Source organism: Echinicola salinicaeni (assembly GCF_014280965.1).
GTDB classification, from domain to species: domain Bacteria; phylum Bacteroidota; class Bacteroidia; order Cytophagales; family Cyclobacteriaceae; genus Echinicola; species Echinicola salinicaeni.
The window spans coordinates 206,376-224,115 of record NZ_JACODZ010000005.1; the positions used below are offsets into that span (position 1 = coordinate 206,376).

A 17,740-nucleotide genomic window follows, 5' to 3' on the forward strand; every position below is an offset into this window, starting at 1 on the left:
ATTCTTAATCACCTAAAGAATCTCTTCTAACTGTTTGAAATAAATTGCGTTTTTCCGATCACAAATTTTTGACTAAAGTCCGTGCACTACACGGACTTTATTGTTTTTTATTCATCTTACAAATTATTTCATATCGTGAAAATTGAAATACAAAACTTTTCCTTGTACATTGTATTTAGATATTATTTTTTTCACCATGACATTCAACCACCAAAGAAACTACATATATGTAGGATTAGGAATACTTGTTATTGCATCATTCTTTAATCTATTATATGGTACTGCGGAAAGCTTTCAGTCGCAAGCTTCAAAAGAACTACTGACCAGCACCGCTATTATATCACAGATTGAGGCTATCATTCTTCCTTTAGCTGAAAGTATTCCATTGATAAAAAATTGGTCATATACCATTGAGGATGACTTTCAAAAGTTATTAAGCTATTTGGAGGTGGCAAATATCCTGGTCCTTATTCAATACAGCTTATTAAAGCTCAGTCATTGGATGTTTTTTAAATGGATTACTTTAATCACTTTTGCAGCCTTGTTCTGGCCTCCTATAAGATTATATGCTTTTCGGATTTTGATCCTCTTATTAATGATCTCACCTGGTTTAAATATTTTTTCCAGTTTAAGTGCAGGAATAGTTTCTCAGACCAATATTGATTTGGGAACTGAATTAAAATCTCATTTAGCAGCTACCAAAGACACAATAGATCAAAAAAAGTCCTTTCAGCAACTAAAACTGGACAGTCTTAAAAGTAAACAGGCAGAAAAACACGATGGAAAGTTGACCTTCTTGGACAAAGTAGAGGATAAAGCCATCAAAACCACAGACAATATTGAAAATGAAGTCAGCAAGCTAGGGTCAGACTTTTTAGCGATTATTAGGTTTGCCAGCCAACACGCAGTGGAACTGGCCATGAATATGTTGGTAAATATTATAATCATATTTGTCTTTCTACCACTCTTATATTGGTATATGTTCACATTGATCTTAAAAAAACTTTTCAATTTTTCCTTGCCCAATTCCTTGATAAAAAAAGAAGAAAATAAAGTCAAAGACCTTATTAAATAATTAGCTCCTCACATGAAATCAATCAAACTCGAATTTATTTGCCTATTCGTATCAATATCCCTCTTTTCCTGCAAAAAAGAGACAGAAAAAGACCAACAGTCAAGTCATAATTCCAATACCCCCGTTAGTACAACAGAAAAGCCCCAATTACCCGATATAATTTTGGGCATAGATGTTTCCCATTTCCAAGGAGATATTAATTGGGAACAAATAAAAGCAGACCAGGTCTATTTTGCCTATGACAAGGCTACACAAGGAGATTCTTTCAAAGACCCTGATTATTTTGAAAATCAAAAAGCAGCACATCAGGTAGGGCTACTTCATGGAGCTTATCATTTTTATATTTCTTCAGATTCCCCCGAAAAGCAAGCTCAGAACTTTCTTGAGACACTGGACTATACGAATTCAGACCTGCCTCCTGTATTGGATTTAGAAGAAGGAGGGATAAAACTACCTCTAAATCATTCTAAATTTCATTCGGACGTCCTGACTTGGCTAAAAATTGTTGAAGAGAAACTCAATATCCAACCTATTATCTACACCAACAATCCTTTTGGAAATCAATACCTTAACAACCCGGAATTTGCAAAATACGATCTTTGGATTGCGGAGTATGGGGTTACTAAACCCAAAATACCTAAAGCCTGGGAGGAAAAAGGCTGGTTAATTTGGCAAAGAACAGATAAAAAAACCATCACTGGGGCAAAAGGAAATGTTGACCATGACCTATTTAATCCTGACAAAAGCTTTAGTACTGTCATTAAGGACTAACTTCAAGCCCATTGAAATTCCAAAGTGAAAATTCTATTAAATAAAATCCTATAATCAGAAAAGATCATTTGTACTATGTCTTTATTCAAAACCATCCTCCTCAATTTGCTCTTAGTATGTATAGCTCAAAATGTTTTAGCCCAATCAGGAAAAGTATTTGACAATTTGAGCATGGATAGTGAAATTTTACAAGGAAAAAGAAAATATGCCATTTATCTTCCTCCTGATTATGAAAGCTCCGAAAGAAGTTATCCAGTACTATATCTTCTTCATGGAGCGGGAGACGATCAGACCGGTTGGGTACAATTTGGTGAAGTCCTTCACATTACTGATGAAGCCATAAAAGCAGGCAAAGCTACTTCAATGATTATCGTGATGCCAGATGCGAATACTGGAAGAAGAGGATATTTCAATCAGATCGATGGAGATTGGAATTATGAAGATTATATTTTCGAAGAATTGATTCCACACGTTGAAGAAAAGTACAGAATCAAAAAGGAAAAAAGATATAGGGCTGTCGCAGGTCTCTCCATGGGAGGAGGAGGAAGCTTCATGTATGCGCTGCACCATCCAGAGCTATTTGCTGCAGCAGCTCCATTAAGTGCCTATATCGGTCCACTTACCCTTGATCAAATGACTTCTAGAATGAGTAATTTAGAGGACTATTCCGATGAAGCGCTGAAGGATTATTTCGAACAACACAATGCTCTTTCATTAATAGAAAAAATGGATACTAAATCCCTTTCTTCAATAAAGTGGTACATAGATTGCGGGGACGATGACTTCTTATATGAAGGAAACAGTCTAATACATATAGCGATGAGAAAAAAAGAAATTCCACATGAATTCAGGATTAGAAATGGTGGGCATACTTGGACTTATTGGAGAGAGTCATTACCTTCGGTATTGGAATTCGTTTCCCAATCTTTTCACCAATAGTCGTAAACAGTATATAGGTATTTTTTATATCATGATGACAGGATTTCATTCTAAATTTAGAACTTTAAACATATTTTAAAGCCCTTATTTGTTGAAATCCATCAAAATTCGACTATTTTTAATAAATATTATAACCGCAGAATTATATATTAACCACACCCATAAATTGTTTTTATGCTTAATGAAACCGATATGAATGAAGCTGGGATTAAGGAGAAAATAATCCAACAGGGAATGGATTTGGAAACAGTTGAATTGCAAATCCAAAATTTCACAAAGGGCTTTCCCTATTTGCCAATAGTAAAAGCTGCCAGTATAGGCAATGGCATTATTACCGTAAACGATGATGAAATTAAAGATTACCTCCTCTCCTACAACGATAAGGTTTCAGAAAAAGAATTGGTAAAATTTGTTCCTGCAAGTGGTGCCGCCACGAGAATGTTCAGGGATTTATTTGCTTACCTAGAAGCTGATGACCAATCATTAGCTAGCAATCCATTCGTTGAAAAATTTATTTCAAATTTGAAAACGTTTGCATTTTATAAGGACCTTTCAGAAGTCCTTGCTGAGGCGGACCTTGATATTAATCAGCTAATTGATCAGGAAAATTATTCTACCATAATCGATTATTTATTGAATGAGAAAGGGCTATCCTATGGAAATTTACCCAAGGGTTTACTGAAATTTCATAGATATGAAGATGGTAGCAGAACACCTGTTTATGAACATTTTGTAGAGGGTTTACAATACGGGTTGGGAAAAAACAATACCGTAAGATTACATTTCACTGTATCTCCAGAACATCAGGAAAGATTCGAAGACAAAGTGAATTTTCTAAAAAAATCACTAGGAGATCGATTTAATGTAAATTTTGAAGTAAGTTTTTCCCAACAGAAAAAATCGACGGATACCATTGCTGTAAATCCTGACAATACCCCTTTTATAGAAGAAGATGGAGAAATTTTATTCAGACCTGCAGGGCACGGTGCCTTATTGGAAAATTTAAATGAGATTGATGCAGATATTATATTTATCAAAAACATAGACAATGTGGTGCCAGATCACCTGAAAGAGACCACTAAATCCTACAAAATTGCATTGGCCAGTATCCTTTTGGATCTCCAAAATGAAGTTTTTGATTTACTTATCAAAATGGATAATGATTCTAATACTGATACTTTAAGTGCATCAGTGGACTTGCTGCAGAACAAATTAGGATTGCAATTCCCTTCCGAATTTAACAACTGGGAAAATGAAATAAAATTTTCTTATGTGAAATCAAAACTGAACAGACCTATCAGGGTTTGTGGCATGGTAGAAAATACGGGGGAACCTGGCGGTGGACCTTTCTGGGTCAAAGATAAAGACGGAGCCATTTCTCTCCAAATAGGAGAAACAGCCCAACTTGACCTTAATAATCCAGAGCAAGCCTCCATATTAAAGCATTCAACACACTTTAACCCTACTGATCTCGTTTGTGCAGTAAGAAATTATAAAGGTGAAAAATTCAATCTCATGAAGCATCGTGACCCTGAAACAGGATTCATTACTACTAAATCAAAAAATGGGAAAGAGCTTAAAGCGCAGGAACTACCAGGTCTATGGAATGGATCAATGGCAGACTGGAACACGTTATTTGTGGAAGTTCCTTTATCCACCTTTAATCCCGTCAAGACCATAAATGATCTATTGAGAGAACAACATCAGTAGTTTAAGCTACACACTAGTTAAAAGCGCTTATTTTAAACATAAGCGCTTTTAACGTTCATTTTTTTCATTCAACCAATTCCCACTTTGATTCAATTGATAATTTTTCTCAGAATTAATACTGTTTTTTGATAAATGGTCAACACACTCAATCTTTGTCAAATTAAACATCTAATATCTTTGATATAAAACAGGTCAATACCGACTGACACCAATCCTTATAAGGATTTGAAAATCAAATATTTACAATATTATATAGCAAATAAAAAAGCAGAGAAAACTTCTCTGCTCTTTATTTTGAAAACTAAACCAACTATTATTTAACTACCACAGTTAAACAAAAATAGTAATTTTCACCTGTATTCAAAATATTTTATAAAAAAGGTATGTTATCATCTATTTTTTGTTACTCACCTTATATAGTATACCTAAAGCTAAACCTTGACTATATTGAATTCCCGCATCTTGATCTATATCATACAAATTAATACTGGTAAAAGTCACATTGATCAATTGGGTAATCTTAGCTGTCAAGGCTATATCAAGTCGATGGTCTATTGTTTTCCATTCCAAGGTTTCATAGTTAGCATACATCTGGTACCTAGACTTAATATTAAAGTTTTCGGCAATGTCTTTATCCCATTCTGCAAATAACTGCAGGGCCAACCATTCAGTTCTCACCTTCTCTCCCATAGGAACGCCATAATTATCTTCCACATTATCCGAAACATCTAAATTGGCCACAAAAGTCCATCTTGGAGACAACGGACCAATACGCAGATTGAACTCATCATTTGGCTTAAATTCAAAACCTAGGGAAGTTGTCAAATAACCAGGTGACATAAAATCTGATATGAGCGTCCTTACATCATCATCGCCAAACTCATAACCTCTGGTAAATTGGGAAAGGAAATTGGCAGAAAAATAACTCCCCCATTTTTCAGAAAGCTTATATCCTACCTTTGAATCAAGGAATATACGATCATTGGATTTTTTTGACTGCTCTCCTTCATTTTTAACTATTCCATAAAGCAATTCCATTTGGTTATCCCAGGTCCATCTTTCTTTGGCATAATTGGCCTTTCCTGCTAAAATGCTCCCAAATGATATGGAATTTACACCTCCCGATTTCCAGTTACTGCTAAATGCACCCTGATTAAAATTTAATCCAGCCGAAAATTCCTTCACCCAATATGAGGTGTCACTTTTCACTTTCTCTTCACCTTTGGTTTCGGTCTGAGCAAAACTCACAAGATAAATACCGAGGAAAGTGCAGGTTAGAAAAAAATTCTTCATAGAAAAAAGCATTTTTTTTAGATTTATTATGAAATTGAACTACATGAAGTTAGCAAAACTATGGAAAAAGAATCTGAAAATGAATTAATTGTTAGGGATTATTTGGCAAGACAAAGGACCAAAATGGCCAATGATAGAACACTTCTTTCGTATATTAGAACAAGTCTCTATTTTTTGGTCAGTGGTACTGCATTGGTAAAAGTAGAAGGCTTGGCCAATATCAAAGAATTTGGATATTTATCATTCGGTATCAGCTTAATCTTCTTGATAATGGGATTCACCAACTTCTTCTCCATTAGAAGAAAGATCCAAAAAGGCCATTATGCTAAAATGTAAACTATGACGTTTGAAATTTCATTAGTACTTATCATTATCGGCCTAGCCATGGTGCTTTTTCTTACGGAGAAGTTCTCCATAGATACCGTATCCATCATGGTTATGATCAGCTTTATGGTTACGGGGATATTGAATTTTGAAGAAGGCGTTGCTGGCTTCAGCAACCCCGCCACCATTACAGTTGGAGCCATGTTCGTTATCAGTGCCGCAGTTTTTAAGACAGGGTCTCTCAATTCAATCAACATACTTTTCCTGCGAATGAGCAGAAAGAATGAATTCATGTTCCTACTGACACTTATGATAGTTTCAGGCACCCTGTCTGCATTCATTAATGATACAGCAATCGTCGCTTTGATGATGCCAACGGTCCTGAAAATATCAAAAGACACCAAGATACCTCCTTCCAAGCTTTTAATGCCACTGTCCTTTGGAGCCTTGATGGGGGGCGTTTGTACGCTTTTGGGTACCAGTACCAATATTCTAGTGAGTGGTATAGCTGAAAGCAATGGGGTTAAACCATTCGGAATATTCGAAATGACCGGAATGGGAATCATTTTTTTACTTGTTGGAATCACCTATATGATGACCATAGGCAGATGGTTAATTCCTAGCAGACAACCTGCCAGAGAATTATCCGAAACTTTTGACTTAGGAGATTATATCACAGAGATATTTGTCACCCACAAATTTGAGGATATTGGAAAATCCATTCGATCAGCCAAATTCTTCAACGACTATAATGTAGAAGCTGTACAGATTATCCGTGACAATGGGGATAAGATCAATGCCTATAAATACACCTCTATCCGATTAAACGACACCATTAGGATAACTTGTGACAAGGAAACATTAACACAAATCAGAAATGTGCCGGGAATAGAATTAAAAATTGATCTTAAACTCAAAGATGAAGATTTTAAGTTTCAGGGGCACAAATTATATGAAATGGTTGTCCCTCCAAACTCAAACCTCATCAATAATACCGTAAAATCTGTAGACTTTAGGGCTACCTTTCCCGGACTTACAGTACTCGCCATCAGGCACAGAAATGATATTCTCAACAAAAAGTTAAAGCATACCAAAATTTCGGCTGGTGATGTCTTATTAGTACGGGGTGATGAGGAAGTCGTAGGACAAATAAAAGGTGGAGAAAACTTATTGATCATTTCTGAAGATACTACCCCTAGAATTAACTGGAAAAAAATTGTCCAAACCCTTCTTATCGTAATTTCCGTAATCACCTTGGCAGGTTTAAAAATTCTTCCCATAACCATTGCTGCTATTGTTGGTGTGGTATTACTTGTTATGCTGAAATCCATCACAACAGACGAAGCATATAGGGCCATAGACTGGAAAGTACTATTTATGCTAGCCGGAATTCTATCTATGGGAGCTGCTCTAGAAAAGACGGGGGCCTCCACACTATTGGCTAATCTACTTATAGAACAATTGGGCAATTATGGCCCCAGAAGCATTTTAAGTGTAGTCTTTGGACTGACTTTTTTGATCACCAATTTCATGTCCAATAATGCCACCGCAGCGCTATTGGCACCTATAGCCATATCCATATCTACTGCTTTGGAAGTAAGCGACAGGCCGTTTTTAATGGCAGTAACCTTTGGCGCATCTTTAAGCTTTATGACTCCAATGGGATATCAAACCAATACCATGATCTATACTCCGGGCAATTATAAATTTGTGGACTACTTAAAAGTGGGAACTCCTTTAAACATCATATATTGGATCATTGCCACCATATGTATCCCGATATTTTTCCCATTTTAAACCATAACTAAAGTTTTTGAGCTAGAAGAGTATTTTCTACTTTTGCAGTTCTAAAAAAATTAAAATGGATTATTTCAAGGAAGAAGGCTTTACCCTTATTAGTTTTGGCTTGATCATAATAAGCATGCTGGCCATCGACTTGTTTCTTTTCAATAGAAAAGCTCGAAAAATAAATATAAAAGAAGCCCTATTTTGGTCAATTATATGGATAGGGCTTGGATTACTTTTTGGGCTGTACCTGTTTTTTAATTTGGGAGTAGAAAAAGCTTCTCAATATTATACAGCTTTCCTGATAGAAAAAGCGCTAAGCGTGGACAATCTTTTTGTATTTATCATGGTATTTAAATTCTTCAAAGTTCCCGATAAATATCAGCACAAAGTCCTTTTCTATGGGATCATTGGAGCTATCGTTATGAGGGCTATATTTATTTTCTTTGGAATTACACTTATTGAATTAAGCTATCTCCCTTCTTTTGAAATATGGGGAAATACTATTAGAATTAACTTTATTCTTACGCTTTTCGGTTTTTTCTTGCTTTATGCAGGTTGGAAATCACTACTTCCTGAAGATGAAGGTGATCAGGAAGACTATAACAATACCATTGGGACAAAAATAATCCATAAATTATTTCCCGTAGATCCAAAATTTCATGGAGACAAGTTCTTCGTCAGAATCAATGGGAGAAAATTAGCCACCCAACTATTAGTGGTACTAGCAGTGATTGAGATCACTGACTTACTCTTCGCAGTTGACTCTATTCCCGCCATATTCGCTGTTTCTAATGATCCTATAATTCTTTACACCTCTAATATTTTTGCTATTCTAGGCTTAAGAGCATTGTATTTCTTGTTGGCTTCTGCATTTGATCTCTTTGGATACCTTAAATATGGCTTGGCTTTTATACTTGCTTTTATTGGACTAAAAATGATCATTTCTTCATTTTACCATATACCTTCATCCATATCATTAGGTATTGTGGGGTCAATTCTAACTTTTTGTTTAATCCTATCAATAAAAAAACACAAATCACAAAGAACTCAATATGAAACAATTACAAACAACAAAAAATTTTAAATCAACTTTTATAAAAAAAAATAATCTTTGGTAGGTTTTTTGAACAGTTTGATATAAATCAATATAAAAACATATGAAAACCATTGGAATTATTTTGATCATAGCTGGAATAGCTATGTTTTTCGTAACTGGTTTTTCTTTTACCACGGAAGAAACCGTTATTGATGCCGGGCCAATTGAGCTAAGCGCAGAAAAAGAAAAAAATGTAAACTGGCCACCTTATGCAGGCGGGGCTTCAATTATTGCTGGCCTGATCTTTTTGGGCTTATCTAAGAAAAAATAAATTTGAGGGGAAGATTTCCCCTCTTTTTATTTTATTTTTAACCATTAGTCTCCTACCAAGGAGATTTTGTTTTAGGTGTAAAGACAGCATAATAAACCAGATCAAACTTGAAGCTAGCAGCAGTAGACATTGGGTCAAATGCCATCAGATTGCAGATCACCCATATCACCCACTACCAAAACAACATCAATTTCAAGAAATTAGAATATGTTAGATTTCCTTTAAGATTAGGAAAAGACGTATTTCATGACAAAAGAATAAGCGACCAAAATCGTAGAAAATTCATCAAACTGATGAAAGCCTACAAATTACTCATCGATCTATATGAGGTGGACGATTATATGGTTTGTGCTACTTCTGCCATGAGAGAATCAGAAAACGGCCGAGATATAGCAGAAGAAGTGAAGGAGGATTTGGGTTTAAAAATCCAAATTATAGATGGAAATAAAGAAGCAGACCTGATCAACATCGCCCTATGGAACTATATTGACCAAAAATCCTATCTTCATATTGATGTGGGAGGTGGAAGTACAGAACTCAATATATACCAAAACCAACGAAAAGTGGCTAGTAAGTCCTTCAAAATAGGTTCCGTAAGAACGCTTGACAGCGGCCAATCCCCCAAGGTTTGGAAATCCATGCGAAGTTTTATAGAAGAAAACATAGATAAGAAACATAAGATCACCTGTATAGGTACAGGTGGAAACATCAACAAAATCTTTGAACTGTCCAATCCCAGGAAAAACAAAAGGTATCTTGACATCAATAAAATAAAAGAAATAAAGGCCTATCTGGAGGGATTCAGCTATGAAGAAAGGGTAAACCACTTGAATTTAAATCCAGATCGCGCTGATGTAATTATACCAGCATCAAGCATTTATCTTGAAGCAATGGAAGCAGCTGAAGCTAGCAAAATGATTGTCCCTGATGTTGGCTTGAAAGATGGTGTCATGAATGTGCTCTTTGAGAAAAACAAGTCTAAATTGGCCATTTCAGCATTATAAAAGAAAAGGCTGTCAATCTAAAAATGACAGCCTTTTGTATTACTTTTCAAACTATATTTTACTGCAGTAAACGAACATTCTCTACGATCTCAGGAGTCAGCTTGAAAAATTCTTCGTGAATATTGAATGCCTCCTCATTTTCGCCAGGAGTCTTGGCTTTATAACTACCATCTTCCTGCATGATATAGGCATTAACATTGTCCTTTAGGTTATAGGCAATAATATTCATTAACTGCTTCTCTAAAAAAGGATCCTGAACCCTAAACAAGGATTCCAGTCTTTTTTCAAAACTCCTCACCATCATATCTGCACTTCCCGCATAAGTCCTGGTATCACCATTATTATGAAAATGATATATCCTCGAATGTTCAAGAAAGTCCCCTACAATTGAATAAACCTCAATATTCTCACTCAGTCCCTTTCTTCCTGGACGCAGACAACAAATCCCCCTCACGATCAACTTCACTGGCACTCCACTTTGGGACGCCCTATACAACGCATGAATAGATTCGCTATCTTCCAAGCTATTTACCTTGATAAAAATTCCACATGGCAATCCTTTTTTGGCATTTTCAGCTTCATTTTCTATAAAACTGATCAACTGACTTCTCATGCCTTGAGGAGCTGTGATTAGGTTTTTATAACTACTAGGCATAGAGTGTCCAGTAATTACATTAAAAAATTCAGAAACATCATTGGCCAATACTTCATTGGTCGTAAGCAAACCTAGATCTGTATATAACTTGGAAGTATCCTCATTATAATTTCCAGAGCCCAAATGCACATACCTGGTTACTTTATTTTCATCCTTCTTCACTATCAACAATAATTTAGTGTGCGTTTTGAAATTACTCACACCATAAATCACAAAGCAACCTGCCTTCTGAAGTTTCTTGGCTTCTTGAATATTATTCTCTTCATCAAAACGGGCCTTAACCTCAAATAGTACGGAAACATGTTTCCCATTTTCAACTGCTTTCAACAGGGCCGAAGTGATTCTTGAATGCTTCGCTAACCTGTAAATAGTCATTTTAATGGCCATTACATTCGGATCCTCAGCAGCCTGGTAAAGTAAATCGAAGATGGGTTCGATATTATTGTAAGGATGATGCAGTAATACATCTTTCTGCTTGAGGGTCTGGAAAATATCAGACCTACCTGCCAATGGATAACTTAATGGTGCCACTTGGGCTGGTGGATGCCACATTCTGTCTTTAAACCGCTTATTTCCAATAATCTGCCAGAAACTTGTAAAATCCAGCATACTTTCCTTCTTGACTTTGAAAATACTGTCATTCTGGATTTTCCAACGATCTTTCAGCAAATTCATCATCCATTTGCTGTGCCCCTCCTCTATTTCAACCCGAACAACACGCCCTGTTTTCCTCTCATTAAGTTTCCGCTTAACTTCTTCAAGAAAATTGGAATCCATGTCCTCAGTTTCTTCCAAAGTAAAATCCCCATTCCTGGTAATTCTGAAAAGATTAATGGATTCAATCACTACATTCCTAAAAAGTGAAACGATATGTTCCCGAATAACCTCCTCAATAGGCACATATACCACACCTTCTCCTCGCTCAATTTCAAAAAACCTTGGAATATTAGAGGGAATCTGTACAAATGATAGTTTTCTATTATCTTTTTTCTCTCCTGGATTAATGGTTACCACCCCAAAAATCAACAGCTTGTTCATCAATATAGGAAAGGTATGATAGCCATCAAAAACCATAGGTGTGAGCATTGGATACACAGCCTTAAAGAAATACTCCCGTATTAGCTCCTGCTCATCATCATTAAGATTTTTAACATTGCTCAATACAAAGCCAGAAGCTTCCGTGTTAGGAAGTATTTCGTGGATAAAATGCTCATGCTGACGACTATGAAAAGCCTGGGAGTCCATCATCAGTTTTTCTTTGAATGGCTCTTCCCTTAGACCTGAATAGTCTATTCGCTCTTTATCATAATCCAGGTAATTATACAAAGACCCTACCCGGATCATAAAAAATTCATCAAGATTAGAGGCAGTAATCGCCATGAACTTCAGCTTTTCAAAAATAGTCCTGGACTTCTTCTTAGATTGATCCAAAACCCTATCATTGAATTTAACCCAACTCAAGTCCCTGCTCACCAGGTCACTGCTATCTATCTTACTTATAAATTTATCTTTTTGAATGACATCCATCTCCATATTACAAACTTCTGAATATAAATTATTTTAAAAATAATGGTTATCGACGATAATTCAAGATAAGTAAAAAAGGGGCTAGTCGCCCCCCTTTTCTTCCTAAATTTATGCTTTATCAGGTATCGATTTTGGCATATTTGGCATTCCTCTCGATAAACTCTCTCCTTGGTGCCACCTCATCTCCCATCAACATACTAAACAAGTGATCAGCTTCGGCTGCCGACTCAATGGTCACCTGTTTCATTGTACGGGTACTCGGATCCATGGTTGTAGTCCACAACTGTTCTGGATTCATTTCTCCAAGCCCTTTATATCGCTGAATCCCCACATTATCTATCTTGCCGTCGCCAGCCATTTCCTTAGTAAGTGTTACCCTTTCTTCCTCTGTCCAACAATAACGCTCATCCTTGCCTTTTTTCAATAGATATAATGGAGGTAGCGCAATGTATACATATCCATTTTCTATCAAAGTTTTCATATATCTAAAGAAAAGGGTTAAGATCAAAGTACGAATGTGAGATCCATCAATATCGGCATCCGTCATGATTACGATCTTATGGTATCTCAAATTGGTTAAATCTAACTCTTTCTCATCTTCCGCAGTACCAAATTTCACCCCAAGTGCAGTAAGAATATTTTTGATCTCATCATTATCATAAATCTTATGCTCATGGGCCTTTTCCACATTTAGGATTTTTCCTTTAAGCGGAAGAATGGCTTGGAAATCTCTATCTCTACCCTGCTTTGCAGAACCACCTGCAGAGTCCCCTTCGACAAGGTACAATTCGCAAATTTCAGGATTGGTATTAGCACAGTCAGCCAATTTACCTGGCAGTCCTCCGCCGCCAAGTACATTTTTACGCTGCACCATTTCACGTGCTTTTCTAGCAGCATGTCTGGCTTGGGCAGCAAGTACTACCTTTCCTACGATTATCTTAGCTTCCTTTGGATGCTCTTCCAACCAGTACTGCAATACTTCAGATACCGAACTATCAACAGCACTGACAACCTCAGAGTTGCCCAATTTTGTCTTCGTCTGACCTTCAAACTGCGGCTCAGCAACTTTCACAGAAATCACAGCTGTTAGGCCTTCTCTGAAGTCATCACCTGACACATCTATCTTTACCTTGTCAAGCATTCCAGACTTATCTGCATAGCTTTTCAGGGTTCTTGTCAATGCCCTTCTAAATCCAGAAACATGCGTCCCTCCTTCATAAGTATTAATGGTATTCACATAGGAAACCACATTCTCAGTAAAAGAGGAATTATAACTCATAGCCACCTGAACAGGCACGCCATTCTTTTCTGATTCAATATAAATTGGCTCGGAAATTACCTTTTCCTTGGTTTCATCCAAGTACTCTACGAACTCTACCAAACCTCCTTCAGAATAAAACTCATCAGAACGATGGTTTCCTTCCTCATCCATTTCCCTCATGTCCTTAAGGTGGATCCTAATACCAGCATTAAGGAAAGCCATCTCTCTTAAACGAGTGGCAATGGTATCATACTTATATTCCAAAATGGAAAATATTTCACCATCAGGCTTAAAATGGATGGTAGTACCTCTTTTTTCGGTAGTACCAATTTCTTTTACATCAGCCTGGGGAACACCTCTGGAATATTCTTGTTCAAAAATCTTCCCATTTCTGTGAACAGTAGCCTTTAACATGGTAGAAAGTGCATTCACACAAGAAACCCCTACCCCATGAAGTCCTCCTGAAACTTTGTAGGTATCCTTATCAAATTTACCACCAGCGTGGAGCACCGTCATAACCACTTCCAGTGCAGATCGCTTTTCCTTTTCGTGCATATCAGTAGGAATACCTCGACCATTATCCTGCACCATGACGGAATTATCTTCCATCACTGTCACATGAATGGTGTCACAATGACCAGCTAAGGCTTCATCGATAGAGTTATCCACCACTTCCCATATCAAGTGATGTAACCCTTTGACTCCCACATCACCAATATACATGGCTGGTCTTTTCCTTACTGCTTCTAAACCTTCTAGAATCTGAATATTCCCTGCGGAATAGTCCCCTAAATTCGACGCTTCTTCTTTACTCATAATAGGATTTATAAAAGAATAAAGAGGAAAAATTCCTCCATTTTCAATTTCACTTTCAACCTTTAATAATACAACATTTTTAGCACATAACAGCTATATAAACACAAAAAATCCAACCTCAAACCCAATACCAAAACCTAGTATTGATTTGTCCTCAACATCACCAAAGTACAACCTTCTATTGTTTCAATTCCCTCTGCTACTAACCGTCCTTTAAAACCTTGATTTTCAGAACCCGGATTAAAAATCACCCTTTTTGGATTTAAGGAAACAATATAATCTTCCCATTCTGCCTGATGGGATGGATTGATGTACATGGTTACTGTATCTACACCTTCAATAGCAGGTTTACCTTTTAAATCAATGATTTTTTCACCGCTCACCTCTCCACCGTGAATACTCATTGGTACAATAGGCTGTCCATATTCCCTTAACATGTTTGCAGCCAAATAGGCATACCTCCCGGGTTTATCTGTCGCTCCAATTATAACTGTTTTCTTTTTATCCATATTTCTCTAATAATTTTTCAGCACAACGCTCCCCATCCATCGCTGCAGAAACAATGCCACCAGCATACCCAGCGCCTTCTCCACAAGGATATAAACCTTTGATAATAGGATGTTCAAAGCTCTCCTTTTCTCTAGGCACCCTCACAGGTGAAGAGGTCCTGCTTTCAACTCCAATGATTTGCGCATCATTGGTAAGATAACCTCTCATTTTCTTGCCAAATCCCCTAAATGCATTCCTAAGCCTATCTGCTACAAATTCAGGTAACACTTCTTTTCCCATATCAACGGAATTTAGACCGGGCTGATAGGAAGTTCCCAATAAATCTTTGCTTGTTCTACCATTTACAAAATCTACCAAACGTTGTGCAGGGGCAACCTGGCTTTTTCCTCCTGACTCCCATGCCGCCTTTTCTACATCAGCTTGAAACATCATGGCAGCCAGCTCTCCATATTTTTGATATTGGGGAATGTCCTCCAACTCTACTGCTGCCACAATCCCTGAATTGGCAAATTTACTGTCTCTTCTACTCGGACTCATCCCATTGACTACAAGCTCACCTGGAGCTGTGGCTGCAGGAACGATGAATCCACCAGGGCACATGCAAAAGGAAAAGACACCTCTTTGTTTTCCTTCATACATCGTCTGTTGTACCAAGGCATAAGAAGAAGCAGGCAAATAAGCCCCTCTATCTCCAGAACAATGGTATTGGATTTTATCAATCAATTCCTGACTATGCTCTACCCTTACCCCTAGGGCAAAAGGTTTGGCTTCAATCAGAATTTCCCTTTCCTTAAGCAAATGAAAAATATCTCTCGCTGAATGTCCAGTTGCAAGGATAACACCCAGACCGAGGATCTTTTCTCCCTCTTCCGTGACAACACCTTTCATTTCCTTGCTCTCAATGATAAAGTCGGTCACTTTTGTATTGAACAAGATTTCTCCACCTGCATCTAAAATGCTTTGTCTTAATTCAGCTACCAGTTTGGGGAGTTTATTGGTACCGATATGAGGATGGGCATCCACCAAAATATCTTCCCTGGCCCCATGGGCAACCAAAATCTCCAACACCCGCCTGACATCTCCTCTTTTCTTGGATCGGGTGTAGAGCTTTCCGTCTGAATAGGTACCTGCCCCGCCTTCTCCAAAACAGTAATTCGATTCTGGATTTACTGTATGGTCCTTATTGATCGCTGCCAGATCTCTCCTTCTGGCCCTAACATCCTTCCCCCGCTCTATTACTATTGGCCTTGCACCCAACTCGATACATCTCAGTGCCGCAAACAATCCTGCCGGACCTGCTCCCACAATGATTACAGGATCTGAATTGGAAACATTCATATATTCCTTAACGGCTGTAATCCTTGGGCTTGGATCCTCATTGATGAACACTTCGGAACTTACATTGATCTTTACCTGCTTACCCCTTGCATCAATGGATCGCTTGGCCTGGCGTATAACTATTCGGTCATCCGTTCCTTGAAGTCCAAGAGACTTTTTAACTGCCAATTCAAATTTTTCTGAATCAAAAGCCACTTGAGGACTTAGCCTAAGTTGTATTTCTTTTTTCATAGTAAGGTATCTATCCTTAAATCATATCTAATTTTACTTAAGCATATCGGTCATTTATACCAACCTACTCTTCTTCTCCAAATACTTCCTTCATTACCCAGCCTTTCCCCCACTCTTCCTTTTCTCTTTCTGACCAAAGCTCAGGGTAAAATATCACCTTCTGAAACCTAGGGGGAAGATACTTTTGCCAGTTAGTCCCTCCAGTCGCAGCAATATCTGCAGGAGCTTTATGAAGGTACTTTACAGCTGATTTATAATGGGCCAGTGGCCAAAAAACATTTGCCTTCAGGTCATAAGTCCTCATCAATTCGGTCAATTCTTCATCTATATCTGGACAATGCTGATAAACTTTCCAAAGGTTGATTTTTCTGTATTTGATAATTAATTCCTTCAATTGCTTACCGTATTTCTCATCAAAGGTCTTTAGAGTTAACGTTTGTTCTCCCGTGGCCAGTTCCTTTGCCCCAAATTGCCAATAAAGTATATCAAACAAGCTATCCACACTGGTAAGGTTAATATCCATATAATCTTCTCTATCCTCCAAATTCACCAGGTATTGAATCTCTGTGGACATGATTTCAATTATCCTGTACTGGGCACTTTGGAATCCACTGGAAGGCAAAAGCGACATCCTAAATTTCAAAAACTGCTCCCTTTCCATGCCTTTCCACATTACTGAAAAGGAAGAAATAAGCTGGTCAAAATACATGATCACCCTATTGAGCCGCTCCTTAATAAATTTTGCTTTAATGTTTTTTTGTTCAGAAATCTGCTCCAACTCCCAAATAATCAAATTGAAATACAACTCAGTAATCTGATGATAAATGATAAATATCTTCTCATCTTTAAAAGAGGTTTTAGGCTGCTGAAGGGTCAAAAGGGTATCCAAGTTGATATAATCCCAATAAGTCAAATAATCTGCATATAATAGTCCCTCCAGATAAGAGAGCATATCCTGCCCAGATGATTTATACTTTTCATTTAATAACTGGATTTTATCAATGATCTCCTTGGATGGCTGCTCCTTGCTCATAGCTGTATATTTAGGGAGGTAATTTAGTTTTTTATAAAACTTCTTGCTTAATTATAGGAGACTTTATAGAATCTATAATTATAAATGAAGGTGCAAAA

At 37.2% G+C, this 17,740-nt stretch carries 15 protein-coding genes; 9 read left to right on the forward strand and 6 right to left on the reverse strand.

Annotated elements, in window-relative coordinates; translation table 11 throughout:
- The first annotated feature begins 196 nt into the window (after positions 1–196).
- The 4 genes from H7U17_RS10895 to H7U17_RS10910 all read left to right on the forward strand — a co-directional run bounded on the left by H7U17_RS10895 (position 197) and on the right by H7U17_RS10910 (position 4,495).
- Positions 197–1,075: a hypothetical protein gene (locus H7U17_RS10895; RefSeq protein WP_186756752.1), complete on the forward strand. Its 879-nt coding sequence runs from the start codon at positions 197–199 to the stop codon at positions 1,073–1,075.
- A 12-nt stretch (positions 1,076–1,087) separates the two neighbouring features.
- Entirely contained in the window at positions 1,088–1,846 is a 759-nt protein-coding gene (locus tag H7U17_RS10900) for a GH25 family lysozyme (protein WP_186756753.1), read from the forward strand.
- Between the two features lie 75 nt (positions 1,847–1,921).
- Positions 1,922–2,785 carry an alpha/beta hydrolase gene (locus tag H7U17_RS10905; RefSeq protein ID WP_186756754.1) on the forward strand — a complete coding sequence of 288 codons (864 nt, stop codon included), beginning with the start codon at positions 1,922–1,924 and terminating at the stop codon, positions 2,783–2,785.
- Between the two features lie 174 nt (positions 2,786–2,959).
- Positions 2,960–4,495 (forward strand): DUF4301 family protein, encoded by a 1,536-nt coding sequence (locus H7U17_RS10910; RefSeq protein WP_230981371.1) that lies wholly within the window; start codon positions 2,960–2,962, stop codon positions 4,493–4,495.
- A 393-nt stretch (positions 4,496–4,888) separates the two neighbouring features.
- On the opposite strand, the gene H7U17_RS10915 is transcribed toward H7U17_RS10910, so the two are convergent.
- The gene (locus H7U17_RS10915; protein ID WP_186756755.1) at positions 4,889–5,788 is read right to left on the reverse strand and encodes a DUF3078 domain-containing protein; all 900 of its coding nucleotides are present in this window, start codon (positions 5,786–5,788) and stop codon (positions 4,889–4,891) included.
- A gap of 60 nt (positions 5,789–5,848) precedes the next feature.
- On the opposite strand from H7U17_RS10915, the gene H7U17_RS10920 reads away from it, so the two are divergent.
- The 5 genes from H7U17_RS10920 (at position 5,849) to H7U17_RS10940 (ending at position 10,271) form a co-directional block, all read left to right on the forward strand.
- Entirely contained in the window at positions 5,849–6,124 is a 276-nt protein-coding gene (locus H7U17_RS10920) for a DUF202 domain-containing protein (protein WP_186756756.1), read from the forward strand.
- Positions 6,125–6,127: 3 nt separating this feature from the next.
- The gene (locus tag H7U17_RS10925) at positions 6,128–7,909 is read left to right on the forward strand and encodes an SLC13 family permease (RefSeq protein ID WP_186756757.1); all 1,782 of its coding nucleotides are present in this window, start codon (positions 6,128–6,130) and stop codon (positions 7,907–7,909) included.
- Between the two features lie 64 nt (positions 7,910–7,973).
- On the forward strand, positions 7,974–8,984 hold the full coding sequence (locus H7U17_RS10930; protein ID WP_186756758.1) for a TerC/Alx family metal homeostasis membrane protein: 1,011 nt from the start codon (positions 7,974–7,976) through the stop codon (positions 8,982–8,984).
- A 73-nt stretch (positions 8,985–9,057) separates the two neighbouring features.
- Positions 9,058–9,267 (forward strand): hypothetical protein, encoded by a 210-nt coding sequence (locus H7U17_RS10935; RefSeq protein ID WP_186756759.1) that lies wholly within the window; start codon positions 9,058–9,060, stop codon positions 9,265–9,267.
- Between the two features lie 107 nt (positions 9,268–9,374).
- Positions 9,375–10,271, forward strand: coding sequence for a Ppx/GppA phosphatase family protein (locus H7U17_RS10940; protein WP_186756760.1), 897 nt, complete (start codon positions 9,375–9,377; stop codon positions 10,269–10,271).
- Positions 10,272–10,329: 58 nt separating this feature from the next.
- Here H7U17_RS10940 and ppk1 read toward each other — a convergent pair whose 3' ends face one another.
- From ppk1 to H7U17_RS10965, 5 genes are all read right to left on the reverse strand, one after another.
- Positions 10,330–12,453 (reverse strand): polyphosphate kinase 1, encoded by a 2,124-nt coding sequence (ppk1, locus tag H7U17_RS10945; RefSeq protein WP_186756993.1) that lies wholly within the window; start codon positions 12,451–12,453, stop codon positions 10,330–10,332.
- A gap of 118 nt (positions 12,454–12,571) precedes the next feature.
- Positions 12,572–14,530, reverse strand: a complete 1,959-nt coding sequence (gene gyrB / locus H7U17_RS10950; protein WP_186756761.1) for a DNA topoisomerase (ATP-hydrolyzing) subunit B — start codon at positions 14,528–14,530, stop codon at positions 12,572–12,574.
- A 137-nt stretch (positions 14,531–14,667) separates the two neighbouring features.
- On the reverse strand, positions 14,668–15,039 hold the full coding sequence (locus H7U17_RS10955; protein ID WP_186756762.1) for a CoA-binding protein: 372 nt from the start codon (positions 15,037–15,039) through the stop codon (positions 14,668–14,670).
- Entirely contained in the window at positions 15,032–16,609 is a 1,578-nt protein-coding gene (locus H7U17_RS10960; protein WP_186756763.1) for an NAD(P)/FAD-dependent oxidoreductase, read from the reverse strand. Before H7U17_RS10960 ends, H7U17_RS10955 begins: the two co-directional genes overlap by 8 nt.
- Positions 16,610–16,673: 64 nt before the next feature.
- Positions 16,674–17,642, reverse strand: coding sequence for a tryptophan 2,3-dioxygenase family protein (locus H7U17_RS10965; protein ID WP_186756764.1), 969 nt, complete (start codon positions 17,640–17,642; stop codon positions 16,674–16,676).
- Positions 17,643–17,740: the final 98 nt, after the last annotated feature.

Bases quoted from the DNA above. Each gene is read 5' to 3' on its own strand.
- H7U17_RS10895 (WP_186756752.1), top strand. From the start codon at position 197: ATGACATTCAACCACCAAAGAAACTACATATATGTAGGATTAGGAATA.
- H7U17_RS10900 (WP_186756753.1), top strand. From the start codon at position 1,088: ATGAAATCAATCAAACTCGAATTTATTTGCCTATTCGTATCAATATCC.
- H7U17_RS10905 (WP_186756754.1), top strand. From the start codon at position 1,922: ATGTCTTTATTCAAAACCATCCTCCTCAATTTGCTCTTAGTATGTATA.
- H7U17_RS10910 (WP_230981371.1), top strand. From the start codon at position 2,960: ATGCTTAATGAAACCGATATGAATGAAGCTGGGATTAAGGAGAAAATA.
- H7U17_RS10915 (WP_186756755.1), bottom strand. From the start codon at position 5,788: ATGAAGAATTTTTTTCTAACCTGCACTTTCCTCGGTATTTATCTTGTG.
- H7U17_RS10920 (WP_186756756.1), top strand. From the start codon at position 5,849: ATGGAAAAAGAATCTGAAAATGAATTAATTGTTAGGGATTATTTGGCA.
- H7U17_RS10925 (WP_186756757.1), top strand. From the start codon at position 6,128: ATGACGTTTGAAATTTCATTAGTACTTATCATTATCGGCCTAGCCATG.
- H7U17_RS10930 (WP_186756758.1), top strand. From the start codon at position 7,974: ATGGATTATTTCAAGGAAGAAGGCTTTACCCTTATTAGTTTTGGCTTG.
- H7U17_RS10935 (WP_186756759.1), top strand. From the start codon at position 9,058: ATGAAAACCATTGGAATTATTTTGATCATAGCTGGAATAGCTATGTTT.
- ppk1 (WP_186756993.1), bottom strand. From the start codon at position 12,453: ATGGATGTCATTCAAAAAGATAAATTTATAAGTAAGATAGATAGCAGT.
- gyrB (WP_186756761.1), bottom strand. From the start codon at position 14,530: ATGAGTAAAGAAGAAGCGTCGAATTTAGGGGACTATTCCGCAGGGAAT.
- H7U17_RS10955 (WP_186756762.1), bottom strand. From the start codon at position 15,039: ATGGATAAAAAGAAAACAGTTATAATTGGAGCGACAGATAAACCCGGG.
- H7U17_RS10960 (WP_186756763.1), bottom strand. From the start codon at position 16,609: ATGAAAAAAGAAATACAACTTAGGCTAAGTCCTCAAGTGGCTTTTGAT.
- H7U17_RS10965 (WP_186756764.1), bottom strand. From the start codon at position 17,642: ATGAGCAAGGAGCAGCCATCCAAGGAGATCATTGATAAAATCCAGTTA.